Here is a 14,061-nt window from a genome sequence, read left to right as displayed (position 1 = left end):
CTGCACACCCGGTGTTGGGCGGCCGTCGTTCTCGTCGCGAATCCGGATGTCGACGGCGCGCAGGAGCGGCCCCGCCACGACGAGCACACTCCGGCGTGGATGCTCGCCGTCTCCCCTGCCGCCCCACTCACCCTGCCGTCGTCGTCGCGGTGGGGTGTGGTCCTATCCGCGGACCTCGCGCAGCACCGGAGTCGCGGCGAACTCGGCGCGAGCGAGGGACCGGCGGTGCACCTGATCGGGGCCGTCGGCGATCTGCAGGAACCGCGCCTGCGAGTACAGCATTGCGAGCGGTGTGTCCTGGGACAGGCCCGCACCGCCGAAGATCTGGATGGCGTCGTCGACGATCTTCTTCACCGTCAGCGGCACCATGACCTTGGCGGCGGCGATGTCGTGCCGGGCGGCCTTGGCGCCCTCGACATCCATCCGCCACGCGGCGCGCAGCACCATCAGGCGGGCCGCATCCACCTGGATGCGTGCGTCGGCGACGGTGGCCTGCACGACCCCTTCGTCGGCCAGCGGCCTGCCGAATGCGACGCGGGTGCGCGCCCGCTCCGTCATCAGCGCGACGGCGCGTTCGGCCATGCCGATCAGGCGCATGCAGTGGTGGATCCGGCCCGGGCCCAGGCGGGCCTGCGCGACGGCGAAACCCTTGCCGCGCGGGCCGAGCAGGTTCGCCTTGGGCACCCGCACCCGGTCGAAGACGATCTCGCCGTGCCCGCCCTCGTGCCGGTCGTCGAACCCGAGCACGGACGTGGAGCGGACGATGTCCAGGCCCGGCGTCTCCATCGGGACCAGCACGATGGAGTGCCGGGATCCGGCCGGAGCGCCGGGATCGGTGACCCCCATGACCATCGCGACGCGGCAGTCCTCCCGCAGTGCGGCGGTGGACCACCATTTGCGTCCGGTGAGCACCCACTCGTCGCCGTCGTCGGCGATCTCGAGGCGGACGTTGCTCGCGTCCGAGCTGGCGACGTCGGGTTCGGTCATCGAGAAGCAGGACCGGATCTCACCTTCCAGCAGGGGGCCGAGCCACTGCTGCTTCTGGGCGTCGGTGCCGTAGCGGGCGAGCAGCTCCATGTTCCCGGTGTCCGGCGCGGCGCAGTTGAGCGCCTCCGGGGCGAGATGCGGGCTCCATCCGGTCAATTCGGCCAGCGGGGCGTATTCGAGATTGGTCAGGCCGGCCCCGCCCGCCTCGGGGAGGAAGAGGTTCCACAGCCCCTGCCGCTTGGCGGAAGCCTTGAGGTCGGCCATGATCGGCGGGGCACCCCAGTAGTCGGGCTTGCTCGCGAGCTGCTGCGCGGCGATCGGCTCGGCCGGCAGGATGCGTTCCTGCAGGAAGCCGGTGAGCCGGTCCTGCAGTTCGCGGACCTTGGGGCTGTATTCGAAATCCATTGTTGCTCCGATTCTGAGGGAGTGATCGCCTAGCGGCGCAGTTCGGGAAGGGCCGAGGTGGCAGCGAGATCGAGGGCGCGCCGGAGCAACGGCCCGACCATGTCGGCGATGCCGTCGAAGCCCTCCCCCACCGTCTCGCCCCGGTCGTGGCGGGCACCGATGCCCTCGAGGATGACGGCGATCTTGAAGTCGGCGAAGACGGTGTACCAGTCAATGTCGGCGAGATCGATTCCGCGCGCGGCGGCGTAGCGCTCGAGCAGCTCCGTGCGGGTGGGGAATCCGTCGAGGGTGGCGAGGCCGCGGGTGATGGGGTTGTATGCCGCACCGGGAACATCCCAGAAGCTCAGCATGATTCCCACGTCGGCGAGGGTGTCGCCGAGGGTGGCCATCTCCCAGTCGAGCACGGCGGCGATGCGTCCGCGATCCTGCGGCGCGGCGAGGACGTTGTCGAGCTTGACGTCGCCGTGGACGATCCCGGGGTGGCGGGTCTGCGGCAGCGCGCGACGGAGCTTGTCGAGCAGCACCGCCACCTCGGGCCGGTCGACGCGGCGAGAGGCCTCCCACTGCTTCGCCCACCGGCCGAGCTGGCGCTCGAGGTAGCCGTCCGGACGGCCGAAGCTGCCGAGCCCGACGGCGTCGGGGTCGATGTCGTGCAGCGCGGCCAGGGTGTCGGCGAGCGAGAACCCGAGGCGGCGACGCTCGTCGGCGGTGAGGGCCGAGGCCTGTTCGACGGTGCCGACGGCCACGCCGTCGACGAGTTCCATCAGATAGAACTTCGCGCCGAGGATGCTCTCGTCCTCGCACAGGTGCACCGCGCGGGGCACGGGGACGGACGTGCCACCGAGGGCGTTGATGACGGTGAACTCGCGCCGCATGTCGTGCGCGCTGGGCAGCACGTGCCCGTACGGCGGTCGGCGCAGCACCCATGCGTGCTCGTCGTCGGCGAGCCGGTAGGTGGGGTTGGAGCGGCCACCGCCGATGAGGGAGGCGGTGAGCGCGCCGGTGACCTCACCGCCGAGTACGCGCTGCAGGTGGACGGTCAGCGCGTCGAGATCGAGGTCGGCGACGGCGCCCGCAGGCGATGCAGTCATCGCGGATTCCTTCCTGCGTCGGCCTGTCGGCCAAACGATCGTTCGGGTGACCTACAGAGTCGCCGAACGAGCGTTCGGTGTCAACACGGCTACCGACGGACGGGATCCCATCTGCGATAATGCCGATGCGGAAGGAAGATGCTGCAGCACCGAAGAGGCGGCAGCCGATCAATCGTTAGGAAACCGAGAGGCCGCCGTGACGGGGACGGTGCTGCACCATCGCCAGGGCCAGATCCGCGTAGCGGTCCGCGAGCTCCTCCGGCCGCAGCGGCCCGTCGGACCGCCACCAGGCGCACACCGACTGGCCCATGTTGATGATTCCGCGCACCGCATCGCGCGGGAACTCCACCTCGAAGGCCCCCTCCTCGACGCCCCGCTCGACGACGTCGCGGAACAGACCCTCCTGTTCGTCACGCAGCGCGACGACGAGCCGGCGACCGGCCTCGTTCAGGCTGCGCAGCTCCGTCGCACCGACCAGCGCATCGAGCTGCCGGGTGGTGTGGAACATGACCCACGCGCGCACCAGCGCCTGCAGCTGCGCGTCCGGCGAACCCCCCGCCCGCAGCAACGCCCCGCGGGTCATGGCGATCGCATCGTGCAGCGCCCGGGTCATGATGTCCTGCAGGATCTCCTGCTTGGACTTGAAGTGGTGGTAGATCGAGGCGACGGTGATGTCGGCGTCCCGGGCGATGTCGCGCATCGAGGTGCCGTGGTACCCGCGCTCGTTCATGTTCCGCATCGCCGAGTCGAGGATCGCCTGCCGGCCGTTGCCGGTCCCGACCGTAGCCGCCTTCGCCGCGCACATCGTCAACTCCGTCCCGCCGGTCGTGAACCGGTGACAGCGTAGTCGCAGGGCACGGGCCGGGATCGGCCGGATCCGCACCGCGAACCCCGCGGATCTGCCGTCCCCGCGTGCCGGAACGACGAATTGTCGGTCCGACCTGGCAGCATCAGCCGCGGCAGCCTCGCCCGGGGCCGCTCACCATCGGACAACACAGGGGGCCGTCATGCCAGCACCCGTTCTCACCGACGAACAGCGCACCGCCGCACTCGCCAAGGCCGCCGAAGTGCGCAAGGCCCGCAGCGAGCTGCTCGCCGCCGTCAAGGCCGGAGAGCTCGACGTCTCGGCCGTGCTCGACAAGGCGGAGACCGACGAGGTCGTGAAGAAGACGAAGGTCTCGGCCCTGATCAAGGCGCTGCCCGGCGTCGGCGCGGTCAAGGCCGCCAAGCTCCTCGAGCAGCTGTCGATCCCGGACACCCGCCGCATCGGAGGCCTCGGCGCCAACCAGCGTCAGGCGCTGCTCGACGCCACGACGGCCGCCTGACGCACCGTCCGACCCGACGCAGGTGTTCCCGCGCCCCGAAGTGGGAACACCTGCCCGGGCGCGTTCTGCGCCGACCGCGCGCTCCGCGACCGAGGAGACCGACGGACCGGGAGGAGCCGGATGGGGACGACGTCGACGCCCGAATCGCGGCAGCGGCAGGATCGGCTGCTGTTCCGCTTCATGCTGCTCTCGCTGGCCGCCGCCGTGGTCACCATCGTCCTCAAGGCGAGCGCCGCGTGGGCAACCGGCTCGGTCGGGTTCCTCTCCGACGCCCTCGAATCCGGGGTCAACCTCGTCGCCGCAGTGGTGGCGCTGATCGCACTGCGGGTGGCGGCCCGGCCCCCGGACGCCAGCCACCACTTCGGTCACGGCAAGGCCGAGTACGTCTCCGCCCTGGTCGAGGGTGCGATGATCTTCGTCGCGGCCACCGCGATCGTCTGGACCGCGATCGAACGCCTGATCAGTCCGATTCCGCTCGTCCAGCCCGGGCTCGGGCTGGCCCTGATGACCGTCGCCTCCCTGATCAACCTCGCCGTCGGGATCACCCTGCAGCGCGTGGGTCGCACGCACCGCTCGATCACGCTCGTCGCGGACGGCAAGCACCTGTTGACCGACGTGTGGACCTCCGCCGGAGTGATCGTCGGCATCGTGCTGGTCACCGTCACCGGCTGGGAACCCCTGGATCCGATCGTGGCCCTCGTCGTGGGTGTCAACATCCTGTGGACCGGATACCGGCTGCTTCGCGGCTCGGTCAGCGGCCTGCTCAGCGCCGCCCTCCCCCAGCACGAACAGGACCAGGTCAACGCCGTGCTGGACCGGTTCCGCGCCGAGTGCCCGGTCGAGTTCGCGCCGCTGCGCACCGTCGAATCGGGCCGGCAACGCCAGGTGTTCGTCGTCGTGACCGTTCCGGGCGACTGGACCGTGCGGACCGCCCACGACATGGCCGACCGCATCGAGGCGGCCATCGACGCGGTGCTGCCGCACACCGAGACCTTCATCCACGTGGAACCGGCCACCACCGGGCCCGGCAACGCCTGACCTCGGTCCGCCTCGTCACGGTCGTCGGCTCGGCTCGATCGGGTTCAAGGCAACGCCGGCACCGACGGCCTCAGCCCACGGCCTTCCTCACGAGCGCGCTGATGCGCTGTTCTTGGGCTGCGGTCAGCTCCTTCAGGGCGTAGGCGATCGGCCACATGGCGCCGTCGTCGAGCGCCGCCTCGTCGCTGAAGCCGAGCGTGGCATACCTCGACCCGAACTTCTGCGCGCTCTGGAAGTGGCAGAGGACCTTGCCGTTTCTGGCGTACGCGGGCATCCCGTACCAGAGCTTCGGCGCGAGGTCCGGAGCGGCGGTCTTGATGATGTCGTGGATCCGCTCGGCGAGGACCCGGTCCGCTTCCGGCATCTCGGCGATCTTCGCGAGCACGTCCCGCTCCGCTGCCGCCTCCTTCTCCGCCCGCGAACCGCGCCGCGCCGCCGCCTTCTTCTGCTCCTGCGCGTGCTCCTTCATCGCGGCCCGCTCCTCGGCGGTGAATCCGTGGTACTGCTCGGCGCTCGCGCCGGAGTTCTCGGTGGACGACTTCGCTTGCTGCATGGCAGGTTTCCTCTCACAACAGGGATGAGGCAGGTCAGGACTGTGCAGGCACCGCGGGCGGCGCGGGGGTGAGCGATGTGGCAGCCTCCCAGGCGAATCCGTCCGGGTCGATGAAGGGGCCGGCCGTGCTGCCGAGGACGATGCGGTGCGAGCCGGTGCCGTCGGCGGGGACGCCGAGGTCCTTGGCCAGGCCGCGACGCTTGTACAGCGCCAGCTTGACGGGGCTGGACTCGCCGGCAGTGAACTGGGCATACTTGCCGCCGAAGCTCTTGGCCACGGTCAGGCCCCGGCCGACGTAGAACTGCTTGCTGGCCTTCACGTCCTCCACACCGAGCAGCAGGACGATCTCGTCGATCTCAGAGGTGGCCGGGCCGGTGTCCTTCTTCGCCGAGGTCGCGACCTTCCAGATCGTCCCGTCCGGGGCCTGGACGACTCCGCCGTAGCCCCAGAGCGACTTCGCGGCGGGTCTGAGCACCGTGGCGCCGGCGTCCACGGCGGCGCCGAGGAAGCTGTCGACGGTGGCCGGCCGGGACACCGTGAGCGCCAGGGTGAAGCCACGGAATCCGGTGGAGTGCGACTCGGATGCCCGCAGGCGTAGGTACGTGTCCACGCCGAAGGCGGTGTAGAAGCGGTGGGCGGTCTCGGGGTCGGCCACCTCGAGGGTGACAGATGCGATGGACGTGTCGGATGCGGTGGTTGTCATGACCATCACGCTAGGGACTGCTTGCAGGCCGGGGCTTCTCGATTCCTGACCGGTCGTGCCACCTGCTTCGCCACACACGCCGGCATCCCGCCCGTCATGACCGCAGAGCCCGCATCGCGGGCCGTACCCGCAGCATCGTCATGGCCGGACGCAACATCCGCCGCCCGGCGCCGGAAGACGCCGGGCGGCATGCCGACCAGCTCGGTGAAGCGGGTGGTGAAGGTGCCCAGCGACGCGCAGCCGACCGCGAAACACACCTCGGTGACGCTGAGATCGCCGCGACGCAACAGCGCCATCGCGCGTTCGATGCGCCGCGTCATCAGGTACGCGTACGGCGACTCCCCGTACGCGGCCCGGAACTGGCGGCTGAGGTGCCCGGCCGACATGTGCACGCCACGGGCGAGCGCCTCGACGTCCAGCGGCTGCGCGTACTCCCGATCGATCCGGTCACGGACGCGGCGCAGCCGCGCGAGATCGGTCCGGCGCTGCGCGTCGGCGCGTGCACGCCGCCATTCGGGCCGACACATGAGAGCACTCCCCTCTCCGTCTTCCGCGCGGCCCTGGTGGGCCGTCGGCAGGGCGGGCACCTCTGCGACGGTGCGCTGCCGCCCTTGTTGCCGGTGGTCGCCGTGCCGGCCGGCACGGCCGCATCGACGCCCGTACGTCTCAGCGAAGTTCCTGGATGCGGACCATGTTGCCCGCGGGGTCGCGGAAGGCGCAGTCGCGGATGCCGTACGGCTGTTCGGTCGGCTCCTGGACGACCTCGGTGTCGCCGGCCTGCACCTTTTCGAATGTGGCGTCGAGGTCCCGGGTGGCCAGCAGGATCCAGCCGTAGGTGCCCTTCGCCATCATCTCCGAGATAGTGCGGCGCTCGTCGTCGGTGATGCCCGGGTCGGCGGCCGGCGGCGCCAGGAGGAGGGACGTGTCGGGCTGACCGGCCGGGCCGACCGTGATCCAGCGCATCCTGCCCTGCCCCACGTCGCTGCGGACCTCGAAGCCGAGGACGTCGCGGTAGAAGGCGAGCGACGCGTCCGGGTCGTCGTGCGGCAGGAAGCTCGTGTGAATGGTGATATCCATGACGAGCAGGTTAGGAGCGGCTCCGTGTCCCGCGCTTCTCGATTCCTGATCGATCCGGCCTCGTGGGGGGCGGCCGGCAGCGCTGGGCAACTCCGCTGCGACGTGGCACGATCGCGTGGGTGACCAGCAGACCCGCTGACGCGCAGCACCTGCGTGACCTCGCGCGGCTGCGCCGCGTCCGTGACCGGATCGATCGGGAGTACGCGCAGCCGCTGGACGTCGAGGCGCTCGCCCGTGGCGTGCACATGTCGGCCGGGCACCTCAGCCGCCAGTTCCGGGCCGCGTACGGGGAGTCGCCGTACGCGTACCTGATGACGCGGCGCATCGAACGCGCGATGGCGCTGTTGCGTCGCGGCGATCTCAGCGTCACCGAGGTGTGTTTCGCGGTCGGCTGCGCGTCGCTGGGGACCTTCAGCACTCGCTTCACCGAATTGGTCGGTGTGCCCCCCAGCGTCTATCGGCGTCAGGCCGCGCGCACGGCGGCGGGGATGCCGTCGTGCGTCGCGAAGACGGTGACCAGACCGATCAGGAATCGAGAAGCGGGAGTCACCGAGCCGCACCTAGCCTGACCGCCATGGACGTCACCATTGACTCGAGCTTTCCCTTCCCGGCAGATGGAGACACCATGAGCATGGCCACGAGGACGGACACGCGGTCGTCTGCGCCGCACATTGCCGACAGTCACGATCTGATCCGCGTGCACGGTGCGCGCGTGAACAACCTCAAGGACATCAGCGTCGAGATCCCGAAGCGCCGGCTGACGGTGTTCACCGGCGTCTCCGGTTCGGGCAAGAGCTCTCTGGTGTTCGGCACGATCGCCGCGGAGTCGCAGCGGATGATCAACGAGACCTACAGCGCCTTCGTGCAGGGTTTCATGCCGACGCTGGCGCGGCCCGAGGTCGACGTCCTCGAAGGATTGACGACCGCGATCATCGTCGACCAGGAGCGGATGGGCTCGAACCCCCGCTCCACCGTCGGCACCGCCACCGACGCAAACGCGATGCTGCGCATCCTCTTCAGCCGGCTGGGGCAGCCGCACATCGGCTCGCCCAACGCGTACTCGTTCAACGTCCCCTCGGTGAAGGCCAGCGGTGCGATCACGGTCGAACGCGGCGCCGGCAAGACGAAGACCGAGAGGGCGACCTTCACCCGGCTCGGCGGCATGTGTCCGCGCTGTGAGGGGATGGGCGCGGTCACCGACTTCGACCTGTCCGCGTTGTACGACGACGGTCTGTCGCTCAACGAGGGTGCGCTCACGATCCCCGGTTACAGCATGGACGGCTGGTACGGCCGGATCTACCGGGGCTGCGGCTTCTTCGACCCGGACAAACCGATCCGCAAGTACACCAGGAAGGAACTGCACGACCTGCTGTACAAGGAGCCGACCAAGATCAAGGTCGAAGGGATCAACCTGACGTACGAGGGGCTGATCCCGAAGATCCAGAAGTCGATGCTGTCCAAGGACGTCGACGCACTGCAGCCGCATATCCGGGCGTTCGTGGAACGGGCCGTGACCTTCTCCACCTGCCCCGAGTGCGACGGCACCCGGCTCGGCAAGGAGGCCCGGTCGTCGAAGATCAAGGGAAAGAACATCGCCGACGTCTGCTCGATGCAGATCAGCGACCTGGCCGTCTGGGTCCGGAGCCTCGACGAACCGTCGGTGGCCCCGCTGCTCACCGGGCTGCAACACCTTCTCGACTCGTTCGCCGAGATCGGGTTGGGGTACCTCTCACTCGACCGGCCGGCGGGCACCCTCTCCGGAGGAGAGGCACAGCGCACCAAGATGATCCGCCACCTCGGTTCCTCGCTCACCGACGTCACGTACGTGTTCGACGAACCCACCATCGGCCTGCACCCGCACGACATCGCGCGTATGAACGACCTGCTGCTGCAGCTGCGCGACAAGGGCAACACGGTGCTCGTCGTCGAGCACAAGCCGGAGGCGATCGCGATCGCCGACCACGTCGTCGACCTCGGACCGCGCGCCGGCACCGAGGGCGGCGAGGTGGTGTTCGAGGGCACCGTCGAGGGGCTGCGTGCCAGTGGCACGCTCACCGGGCGGCACCTGGACGACCGGGCGTCGGTGAAGCCCTCGGTGCGGACACCGTCGGGTGTGCTGGAAGTGCGCGGCGCCGGCACCCACAACCTGCAGGACGTCGACGTGGACATTCCGCTCGGCGTGCTGGTCGTCCTCACCGGGGTGGCGGGCTCGGGCAAGAGCTCGCTGATCGACGGTTCGGTGTCCGGGCGCGACGGAGTGGTGTCGGTCGACCAGGGGGCGATCAAGGGCTCGCGGCGGAGCAACCCGGCGACGTACACCGGACTGCTCGACCCGATCCGGAAGGCGTTCGCGAAGACCAACGGCGTGAAGCCGGCGTTGTTCAGCGCCAACTCCGAGGGCGCGTGCCCCGCCTGCAACGGCGCCGGAGTCATCTACACCGACCTGGGCGTCATGGCCACCGTCGAATCCACCTGCGAGGACTGCGAGGGGAGGCGGTTCCAGGCCGAGGTGCTGGAGTACACGTTCGGCGGCCGGAGCATCGCCGACGTGCTCGCGATGCCGGTGGCCGAGGCCGAGGAGTTCTTCGGCGCCGGCGAGGCGCGGATCCCGGCGGCCCACAAGATTCTGCAGCGGCTCGCCGACGTCGGGCTCGGCTACGTCACCCTCGGCCAGCCGCTCACCACGTTGTCCGGCGGTGAGCGGCAGCGACTCAAGCTGGCCACCCGGATGGCCGAGAAGGGCGGCGTCTACGTCCTCGACGAACCGACAACCGGCCTCCACCTCGCCGACGTCGAGCAACTGCTCGGCCTGCTCGACAGGCTCGTCGACTCCGGCAAGTCCGTCATCGTCATCGAGCACCACCAGGCGGTCATGGCGCACGCCGACTGGATCATCGACCTCGGCCCCGGCGCCGGCCACGACGGTGGCCGGATCGTCTTCGAGGGCACACCCGCCGACCTCGTCACCACCCGCTCCACCCTCACCGGCGAGCACCTCGCGGCCTATGTCGGCGCCCGGCCGGGCCCGTCGCGGACACCGTGAGGCGAGTTCGCCCCACGGGTGCGACAGCCCTCGCCGTCAGTTGGGGCGGACGGTGAGGATCTGGGACACGGTGCCGACGGGGCCGTGCGTGTCGTGGAGGACGCTGCTGGTCAGCCCCAGGCCGTCGGGACCGAACGAGACGGTGGTGTCGAAGCCGAGCCAGTCGCCCCGGGGTTCGGTGAACAGGTGGGCGGTGAGGTCGACGTTGGGGAAGGCGACGTCTTTCGGGGACACGCGCACGGTCATGCCGTTGGCGATGTCGAACAGTCCCGCGGCACCGGCCAGCGCGCTGACCTTCTCGTCGAGCACGAGGGGCAGCGGCGTGCGCACCCAGTACGCCGCCCGGCCGGGCTCGAGCTGGATGCGGCGGATCTCGGTGGAGGCGATGAACCCGCCCGGCCACACCGTCGAGGCGTCCCAGGGAGCCATGGCGTCGGGCGGGTCGATCCGCGGCAGCGACGTCGCCTCCAGCGCGGGGGTGGGGCGGGATTGCATGAGCCAGGCCCGCAGCCGTACGACGGCGCGACCGTCGTGGGCGAGGACGGCCTCGACAAGCTCGATGGTGCGCCCGGGACGCAGGACGGTGACGGTGGTCTCGACCGTGTCGACCGGGACGGTGCCGAGGATGTCGTAGGACAGGCGGCCGACGACCAGTCCGTCGTCGCGGCGTGCGTCACGGTCGCATTCCACGGCGTGGACCAGCAGACCCAGTGCGGGCGCGATGTGCTGCTCCTGCGGGTTCCAGGCACCGCTGACGTGGTGGGTCGGCTGGAACGCGGCCGGACCGATCCGTTCGAAGTAGGTCATCTGCTGCTCCTTGCGCGGGGTCGGTGACTCATCCGGGCATGATCCCAGTCGATCACAACCCTCTTCGGACCGGACGGGTGCGGCGCAGAGCGACGGCAGCCCGCCCCCTGGTCGGCCAGGGGGCGGGCTGCCGCGTATTTCGGACGGTGCGGGATCAGGCGGGGACGTGGGCCTCGGCCCAGGCGTTGTAACCGCCGAGCAGGTCCGAGACGTTGTCGAAGCCCTGCGCCCGCAGCAGCGACGCGGCCACACTCGAACGCCACCCACCGGCGCAGTGCACCACGATCGGCTTGCCGGTCGGCACCTGCCCGAGCCGGGTCCGCAGCTGCGCCAACGGGATCGGCACCGCCCCCGGAATCACCCCGAACTCGCGTTCACCGGGATTGCGGATGTCGACCAGCGTCACCGCATCGGCGGCGAGCAACTCGTCGAGCTGCGCGACGGTGGTCCGCGGCGCGGTCTGCACCAGATCCGCCAGCTCCGCCGGGAACACCCCGTCGTGATCGACGGTGAGGTAACCGGCCGCGTTGTCCGACCCGATCCGGGCCAGCCGCACCGCCGCGTCCTGCTCCTCCCCCGGATAGGTGATCAACACGATCTTCTCCCCCACCTCGGCGACCATCCCGCCGGTCTCGGCGAACCGGCCGTCGAACCCGACGTTGACCGACCCGCGCAGATGCCCCGCCGCGAAGTCGTCCACACCGCGCGCATCGAGCACCCGGGTCCCGGCGGCCAGCTCCGCCCGCACCCGCGCCGGGCTCAGCTCCGGGATGGTGCGCCCCCGATCGAGCAGCGGATGCACGCTCTTGTTCAACCCGGCATCGACCGAGAAGTAGGCCGGCGCGGCCGGCTGCCCCTCGGTGACCAACGCCACGAACGCCTCCTCGCTCATCGGCTGCACCGACGGATTGCTCACCCGCTGCTCCCCGATCGTCGAGGTCAGCTCCGTCGACAGGTTCTTCCCGCACGACGAGCCGGCACCGTGCGCGGGCAGCACCGTGACCGCATCGGGCAGGGTCAGCAGCTTCTCGTGCACCGTGTGGTACATCGCCCGCGCCAGATCCTCGGTCGACGAATCCCCCAGATTCACCAGGTCCGGGCGGCCCACATCACCGATGAACAACGAGTCCCCGGTCAGCACCGCGGCCGGGGTCGCCCCCGGATGCTCGCGCACCAGCACCGAGATCGACTCCCAGGTGTGCCCCGGGGTGGCCAGGATCTCGAGGTCCACCTCCCCGAGGGACAGGTGCTCGCCGTCGCGCAGCCGCCGGATCGGGTAGTCCGCCTCGGCGGCCTCCCCGAACCCGATCCACGCCCCGGTCGCCTCGAGCAGCTCCAGATGCCCGGAGACGAAATCCGCGTGGAAATGCGTGTTGATCACACCCTCGATGCGCAGCCCGTGCCGCGCGGCGTCGTCGAGGTACTCGGTGACATCGCGGCGCGGATCGACCACCACCGCCCGGCCGGTGCCCTCGTCACCGATCAGGTACGACGCGTGCGACAGGCACTCGATGTAGTACTGCTCGAGAATCATCGTGGTTCCTCCGTATGGGTCGATTTCGTCCTCGATATGGACAACCCTGCCACATACCCCCTAGGGTATGTCAAGTACCCCATGGGGTATCTCTTCGAACCTCGTCCCCTACCGCAGGAAGCACAGCGATGAACACTCCCGTCGACCCCGTCCCCAGGACCGCCGTCACCCCCGAAGCCGATACGCAGGTGCTGCACCGGCTGCGCCGCGCGCAGGGGCAGCTCGCCGGCGTGATCGCCATGCTCGAATCCGGCCGCGAGTGCCGGGACGTGGTGACCCAGCTCGCCGCCGTCTCCCGGGCGCTCGACCGCGCCGGGTTCAAGATCGTTGCCGCGCAGCTTCGTCGGTGCATGCTCGACGAGGAGGACGACACGTGCCCGGACCGGCTCACCGAGGAACAGCTCGAGCGCCTCTTCCTCGCCCTGGCCTGAGGGAGACCGCCCGACGACGACGTTCGCGACGTGGTGGCGCGATCAGCGCCGTCGGGCCCTGACCACCGTGTCGTGCACGGTGACGGCGCGTCCGTCCGGGTCGGTGACCGACCGCGCGACGGCGGCCTCGGTGACGACGTCCCAGCCGTCGGGATCGAGCAGCGCCACGACGTCCGCTCCCGTGAAGAACAGCTCGCGCCGCGGCGGGCGCGGCACGGTGGTCTGCAGGTCGGAGGGGTGATGCCCGACGATCAGGAGGGTGCCGCCGGGAGCGACCGCCTCCGCGAGCCCTCGAATGAGGACGTCGCGTTCCGGTGGCGGCAGGTGCATGTACTGCGCGGAGACCAGGTCGTACCGCCCCCGGCCGGGATCCCACGCGGTGAGGTTCTCGTGCAGCCACGTGATGCGCCCGGCGATCTCGGCGCCGGCCCGATCCGCGTGCTCGGCGGCGCGCCGCAGGGCGACGCCGGACACGTCCACGCCGTCGACCCGCCAGCCGCGCCGCGCGAGCCAGATGGCGTCCGCGCCCTCGCCGCAGCCGACGTCGAGGGCGAGGCCGGGCTCGAGTTCGGCCGCCTCCCCCACGAGGTGACGGTTCGGCTCACCGCTCCAGAGCGCGGGACGGGAACGGTAGCGCTCGTCCCAGAGTTCTTCGTCGAGTTGGTTTTCCGGCACTGCGACTCCTTCGGTCGTCGGTACGGGTGGTCGGGCGCGTCAGCCGCGGAGCGGGAAGCCGATGCGGGACAACAGCTTCCGGGGACGAGACACCGGCACCGGGAGCAGTTCGCCGGCTCGCTCGGGGAGTTCCCGCTCGATCGCGGCCTCGATCTCGCGCACCCCGGGATTGACCAGGGCGACCCGTCCCACGAAGACGGTCGGCACGGTCTCGTCGCCGCCGGTGACCGCACGGACCCGCGCCGCGGCCGCGCGGTCCTGCCAGATGTCGATCTCGCGGGTGTCGATGCCGCGTCGGCGCAGGGCCCGGCGCAGCCGCGAACAGAACGGGCACCCGGGTCGCCACAGCACTTCGATCCCGTCGACGAAGTCCGCCGATGCCATCTCCTCGC

General features: G+C 70.3%; 16 protein-coding genes. 5 read left to right on the top strand and 11 right to left on the bottom strand.

Annotation, left to right across the window (positions count from 1 at the left end; genetic code table 11):
* Positions 1-162: 162 nt before the first annotated feature.
* The 3 genes from KZJ41_RS01255 to KZJ41_RS01245 form a co-directional block, all read right to left on the bottom strand.
* Complete coding sequence (locus KZJ41_RS01255) at positions 163-1,392, bottom strand: acyl-CoA dehydrogenase family protein (protein ID WP_006944558.1); 1,230 nt, start codon at positions 1,390-1,392, stop codon at positions 163-165.
* 29 nt (positions 1,393-1,421) lie between these two features.
* On the bottom strand, positions 1,422-2,483 hold the full coding sequence (locus KZJ41_RS01250; RefSeq protein ID WP_029546980.1) for a phosphotransferase family protein: 1,062 nt from the start codon (positions 2,481-2,483) through the stop codon (positions 1,422-1,424).
* 175 nt (positions 2,484-2,658) lie between these two features.
* A complete protein-coding gene (locus KZJ41_RS01245) occupies positions 2,659-3,288 on the bottom strand; it encodes a TetR/AcrR family transcriptional regulator (protein WP_029546979.1) in 630 nt (209 codons plus the stop codon).
* 202 nt (positions 3,289-3,490) lie between these two features.
* Between KZJ41_RS01245 and mihF the strand changes: the two genes are divergently transcribed.
* On the top strand, positions 3,491-3,808 hold the full coding sequence (gene mihF / locus KZJ41_RS01240) for an integration host factor, actinobacterial type (RefSeq protein ID WP_006944561.1): 318 nt from the start codon (positions 3,491-3,493) through the stop codon (positions 3,806-3,808).
* A 120-nt stretch (positions 3,809-3,928) separates the two neighbouring features.
* Positions 3,929-4,846 carry a cation diffusion facilitator family transporter gene (locus KZJ41_RS01235; RefSeq protein WP_065923205.1) on the top strand — a complete coding sequence of 306 codons (918 nt, stop codon included), beginning with the start codon at positions 3,929-3,931 and terminating at the stop codon, positions 4,844-4,846.
* Positions 4,847-4,916: 70 nt separating this feature from the next.
* On the opposite strand, the gene KZJ41_RS01230 is transcribed toward KZJ41_RS01235, so the two are convergent.
* From KZJ41_RS01230 to KZJ41_RS01215, 4 genes are all read right to left on the bottom strand, one after another.
* The gene (locus KZJ41_RS01230; RefSeq protein WP_065923206.1) at positions 4,917-5,399 is read right to left on the bottom strand and encodes an iron chaperone; all 483 of its coding nucleotides are present in this window, start codon (positions 5,397-5,399) and stop codon (positions 4,917-4,919) included.
* Between the two features lie 34 nt (positions 5,400-5,433).
* Positions 5,434-6,102, bottom strand: coding sequence for a glyoxalase (locus KZJ41_RS01225; RefSeq protein WP_065923572.1), 669 nt, complete (start codon positions 6,100-6,102; stop codon positions 5,434-5,436).
* Between the two features lie 5 nt (positions 6,103-6,107).
* The gene (locus KZJ41_RS01220; RefSeq protein WP_065923207.1) at positions 6,108-6,629 is read right to left on the bottom strand and encodes a helix-turn-helix transcriptional regulator; all 522 of its coding nucleotides are present in this window, start codon (positions 6,627-6,629) and stop codon (positions 6,108-6,110) included.
* Between the two features lie 139 nt (positions 6,630-6,768).
* A complete protein-coding gene (locus tag KZJ41_RS01215) occupies positions 6,769-7,179 on the bottom strand; it encodes a VOC family protein (RefSeq protein WP_050034359.1) in 411 nt (136 codons plus the stop codon).
* 119 nt (positions 7,180-7,298) lie between these two features.
* Here KZJ41_RS01215 and KZJ41_RS01210 point away from each other — a divergent pair, with 119 nt between their 5' ends.
* Positions 7,299-7,748 carry a helix-turn-helix transcriptional regulator gene (locus KZJ41_RS01210; RefSeq protein WP_029546973.1) on the top strand — a complete coding sequence of 150 codons (450 nt, stop codon included), beginning with the start codon at positions 7,299-7,301 and terminating at the stop codon, positions 7,746-7,748.
* A gap of 56 nt (positions 7,749-7,804) precedes the next feature.
* Positions 7,805-10,222 (top strand): ATP-binding cassette domain-containing protein, encoded by a 2,418-nt coding sequence (locus tag KZJ41_RS01205; protein ID WP_373566492.1) that lies wholly within the window; start codon positions 7,805-7,807, stop codon positions 10,220-10,222.
* A 36-nt stretch (positions 10,223-10,258) separates the two neighbouring features.
* Here the strand turns inward: KZJ41_RS01205 and KZJ41_RS01200 are convergent, their stop codons facing one another.
* Together KZJ41_RS01200 and KZJ41_RS01195 are read right to left on the bottom strand one after the other, a co-directional pair.
* Positions 10,259-11,029 carry a thioesterase family protein gene (locus KZJ41_RS01200; protein ID WP_065923208.1) on the bottom strand — a complete coding sequence of 257 codons (771 nt, stop codon included), beginning with the start codon at positions 11,027-11,029 and terminating at the stop codon, positions 10,259-10,261.
* 154 nt (positions 11,030-11,183) lie between these two features.
* Complete coding sequence (locus KZJ41_RS01195) at positions 11,184-12,563, bottom strand: rhodanese-like domain-containing protein (RefSeq protein WP_006942079.1); 1,380 nt, start codon at positions 12,561-12,563, stop codon at positions 11,184-11,186.
* A gap of 128 nt (positions 12,564-12,691) precedes the next feature.
* On the opposite strand from KZJ41_RS01195, the gene KZJ41_RS01190 reads away from it, so the two are divergent.
* Entirely contained in the window at positions 12,692-12,994 is a 303-nt protein-coding gene (locus KZJ41_RS01190; RefSeq protein ID WP_006940428.1) for a metal-sensitive transcriptional regulator, read from the top strand.
* A gap of 42 nt (positions 12,995-13,036) precedes the next feature.
* On the opposite strand, the gene KZJ41_RS01185 is transcribed toward KZJ41_RS01190, so the two are convergent.
* Entirely contained in the window at positions 13,037-13,669 is a 633-nt protein-coding gene (locus KZJ41_RS01185; protein WP_065923209.1) for a bifunctional 2-polyprenyl-6-hydroxyphenol methylase/3-demethylubiquinol 3-O-methyltransferase UbiG, read from the bottom strand.
* A 39-nt stretch (positions 13,670-13,708) separates the two neighbouring features.
* Entirely contained in the window at positions 13,709-14,053 is a 345-nt protein-coding gene (locus KZJ41_RS01180; protein ID WP_065923210.1) for a glutaredoxin domain-containing protein, read from the bottom strand.
* Between the last annotated feature and the right edge of the window lie 8 nt (positions 14,054-14,061).

It is taken from the genome of Rhodococcus sp. 11-3 (genome assembly GCF_023704055.1).
In the GTDB taxonomy this organism is placed as follows: domain Bacteria; phylum Actinomycetota; class Actinomycetes; order Mycobacteriales; family Mycobacteriaceae; genus Rhodococcus; species Rhodococcus aetherivorans.
Note: the sequence above shows the minus strand (reverse complement) of the source record. Positions and strands in the feature narration are given on the sequence as shown.

Bases quoted from the DNA above. Each gene is read 5' to 3' on its own strand.
- KZJ41_RS01235 (WP_065923205.1), top strand. From the start codon at position 3,929: ATGGGGACGACGTCGACGCCCGAATCGCGGCAGCGGCAGGATCGGCTG.
- KZJ41_RS01255 (WP_006944558.1), bottom strand. From the start codon at position 1,392: ATGGATTTCGAATACAGCCCCAAGGTCCGCGAACTGCAGGACCGGCTC.
- KZJ41_RS01190 (WP_006940428.1), top strand. From the start codon at position 12,692: ATGAACACTCCCGTCGACCCCGTCCCCAGGACCGCCGTCACCCCCGAA.
- mihF (WP_006944561.1), top strand. From the start codon at position 3,491: ATGCCAGCACCCGTTCTCACCGACGAACAGCGCACCGCCGCACTCGCC.
- KZJ41_RS01180 (WP_065923210.1), bottom strand. From the start codon at position 14,053: ATGGCATCGGCGGACTTCGTCGACGGGATCGAAGTGCTGTGGCGACCC.
- KZJ41_RS01245 (WP_029546979.1), bottom strand. From the start codon at position 3,288: ATGTGCGCGGCGAAGGCGGCTACGGTCGGGACCGGCAACGGCCGGCAG.
- KZJ41_RS01215 (WP_050034359.1), bottom strand. From the start codon at position 7,179: ATGGATATCACCATTCACACGAGCTTCCTGCCGCACGACGACCCGGAC.
- KZJ41_RS01200 (WP_065923208.1), bottom strand. From the start codon at position 11,029: ATGACCTACTTCGAACGGATCGGTCCGGCCGCGTTCCAGCCGACCCAC.
- KZJ41_RS01205 (WP_373566492.1), top strand. From the start codon at position 7,805: ATGAGCATGGCCACGAGGACGGACACGCGGTCGTCTGCGCCGCACATT.
- KZJ41_RS01250 (WP_029546980.1), bottom strand. From the start codon at position 2,483: ATGACTGCATCGCCTGCGGGCGCCGTCGCCGACCTCGATCTCGACGCG.
- KZJ41_RS01230 (WP_065923206.1), bottom strand. From the start codon at position 5,399: ATGCAGCAAGCGAAGTCGTCCACCGAGAACTCCGGCGCGAGCGCCGAG.
- KZJ41_RS01220 (WP_065923207.1), bottom strand. From the start codon at position 6,629: ATGTGTCGGCCCGAATGGCGGCGTGCACGCGCCGACGCGCAGCGCCGG.
- KZJ41_RS01225 (WP_065923572.1), bottom strand. From the start codon at position 6,102: ATGACAACCACCGCATCCGACACGTCCATCGCATCTGTCACCCTCGAG.
- KZJ41_RS01195 (WP_006942079.1), bottom strand. From the start codon at position 12,563: ATGATTCTCGAGCAGTACTACATCGAGTGCCTGTCGCACGCGTCGTAC.